At 67.7% G+C, this 2,532-nt stretch carries 4 protein-coding genes; all 4 read right to left on the bottom strand.

Features of this window, described 5'->3' with window-relative positions:
• A partial coding sequence (locus tag AC1VAN_RS18290) for a DUF1287 domain-containing protein (protein ID WP_480986386.1) occupies positions 1-467 on the bottom strand: 467 nt, incomplete at its 3' end.
• On the bottom strand, positions 464-1,474 hold the full coding sequence (locus tag AC1VAN_RS18285) for a symmetrical bis(5'-nucleosyl)-tetraphosphatase (protein ID WP_033830390.1): 1,011 nt from the start codon (positions 1,472-1,474) through the stop codon (positions 464-466). The genes AC1VAN_RS18290 and AC1VAN_RS18285, both read right to left, overlap by 4 nt.
• Positions 1,475-1,489: 15 nt before the next feature.
• On the bottom strand, positions 1,490-1,873 hold the full coding sequence (gene apaG / locus AC1VAN_RS18280) for a Co2+/Mg2+ efflux protein ApaG (RefSeq protein ID WP_480986385.1): 384 nt from the start codon (positions 1,871-1,873) through the stop codon (positions 1,490-1,492).
• 13 nt (positions 1,874-1,886) lie between these two features.
• The coding region (gene rsmA, locus AC1VAN_RS18275; RefSeq protein WP_480986384.1) for a 16S rRNA (adenine(1518)-N(6)/adenine(1519)-N(6))-dimethyltransferase RsmA at positions 1,887-2,532 on the bottom strand (646 nt) is incomplete at its 5' end.

Raw genomic sequence — 2,532 nt, 5'->3', positions numbered from 1 at the left:
GCGAAGTCGCTGGGAAGGGCACTGATCGGTTGCTGCCAGCCGTGGCGGTCGAACCAGCGCATCAGGTTGGGCACGCGCCGGTGGTCGATGTTCCGATCCGGTCGCGACAGGCCCCAGAGGGCCGGATAGGCGCTGAAATCAGCGCGCATGTCTTCGTTCACGCGGACCTGCAGGTCCAGCCCCTGCGTACGCAGGGCGCGGACCACCACGTCGGTGCATACGCCGCGATCAGCGGGCACGTCGCCACCGGGGTAGGCCAGTACCTGATAGGCAGGGTCGTAGCGGGTGGTGACGCCGATCTGTGCGCGTGCGGCAGCGACCAGCGGCGGCGAAGGTGCAGGAGCTGATGCAGGGGCGGCGGTAGCGTCGGCGCCGGCAGTCGCTGGCGACGATGAGGGCTGGCAGCCGCTGGCCAGGGCCAGCGTCAGCAGCAGCACCGTCCATGGTGCGCGGTTGCCGGGCGTCATGCCGAAGGAGGCGTTCCGTTGTTGTTGCCACCACCGCCACCACCACCACGGCGGCGGCGCCGGCGCGGACCACGGTTGCCCGGGGCGCCAGCCGTTGCAGCGTTGCCGTTGCCCTGGCTGTTGTCCTTGCCTGCCGTGCGCTCGTGTGCCGGTCGCGCGGGCGGCCGCGCGTTGGCGACCGGTGCCGGTACGTCGCGTCCCGGTACCTGCACCACGCGCAGCTCATCGGTGTCGAGCTGGATCGCGGTGAGCTTGCCACCCCACACGGCACCGGTGTCGATCGCGTGGATGCCCTGGGTGATGGTCAGGCCGAGCGCGGACCAGTGGCCGCAGACCACCTTCAGGTCGCGTTCGACCCGGCCCGGCACTTCGAACCAGGGATACAGCCCCTGTTCCTGGGTGCCCGGCGTGCCCTTGTCCTCGATGCCGATGCGGCCGCGCGAGGTGCAGTAGCGCATGCGCGTGAGCACGTTGATGATCGCCCGCGAGCGCTCGTAGCCGGTCAGGTTCGGCGCCCAGCTGGGCTTGTCGCCGTACATGTTGCGGAACAGCTTGCGGTAGCCGGCGCCGTGCAGCTGCACTTCCACTTCGGCCGCATGCTTCTCGGCCATCTGCGTGGTCCACTTCGGCGCCAGGCCGGCATGCACCATCATCCAGCCAAGCTCGCGGTCCACGTGCACCAGCTTCTGCAGGCGCAGCCAGTCCAGCAGCACATCGCGGTCTTCGGCCTGGACGATGCGCAGCAGGTCCGGGTTGACCTTGCGCTGCTCTTCCTCGGTGCGCGCACCGACGGCCAGCAGGGAAAGGTCGTGGTTGCCGAGCACCACCACGCTGTGTTCGCGCAGCGAATGCACCAGCCGCAGGGTTTCCAGTGACTGTCCACCGCGGTTGACCAGGTCGCCGCAGAACCACAGGGTGTCCTGCGCCGGATCGAACCGGATCTTCTCCAGCAGGCGCTGGGTTACGTCATAGCAGCCTTGCAGGTCGCCGATCGCCCATACACTCATCGTTCGGCCTCCGTGTCAGTGCAGGGTGCGCGGGATGGCCAGCACGAAGGGTGCGACCGGCGCGGCGAAYTCGGTGCCGTCGTCGGCMASCATGTCGTAATGGCCCTGCATSGTGCCGYGCTCGGTGCCGAGCATGACACCCGAGGTGTAATGGAAGTCTTCACCCGGACGCAGTCGCGGCTGTTCGCCGATCACGCCATCGCCATCGACATGCTCGACGCGGCCATTGGCATCGGTGATGCGCCAGTGGCGTGCGACCAGGCGCGCGGCAACGCGGCCCTGGTTGTGGATGCGGATCGTATAGGCGAACGCATAACGACCGTCTTCCGGCGCGGATTGGTCGTCGAGGAAGCGCGGGGCGACTTCGACGGAGATGGCATAAACGTCAGCGTCTTCCATACCGGCAGTGTAATCAGGTGGCATTGGCCAAAGCGATGAATTCAGCCACGTCCAGCTGTTCGGCGCGGGCATCGGGGCGCACGCCGGCGGCCACGAACTGCTCGGCRCTGACCACGTTGTTCAGGGCATTGCGCAGGGTCTTGCGGCGTTGGCCGAAGGCGGCCTTGACCACCTCGGCGAAGCGCTTGTGGTCCTTGATGTCGATGCTGGCCGGGTCGCGCGGTACCAGGCGCACCACGGCCGAATCGACCTTCGGCGGCGGCCTGAACGCACCCGGCGGCACCACGAACAGCGAGGTCACCTCGCAGTAGGCCTGCAGCATCACGCTGAGGCGGCCGAACACCTTGCTGCCGGGACCGGCAGCCATGCGGTCGACCACTTCCTTCTGCAGCATGAAGTGCATGTCCGAGACCACCGCAGCATGTTCCAGTGCATGGAACAGGATGGGCGAGGAGATGTTGTAGGGCAGGTTGCCGACCAGGCGGATCGGCTGTCCGTCGGCCAGCTCGGTGAAATCGACCCGCAGCACGTCGCGGTTGACGATGGTCAGTTCACCCAGGGGCTCGGCGGCGGCGGTCAACGGCGCGATCAGGTCGCGGTCGAACTCGATCACCGTCATCTTCGGGTGCACGCGCAGCAGCGGCAGGGTGAYCGCACCC

The sequence above is a fragment of the Stenotrophomonas sp. 05L44_2 genome, assembly GCF_056665995.1.
Note: the sequence above shows the minus strand (reverse complement) of the source record. Positions and strands in the feature narration are given on the sequence as shown.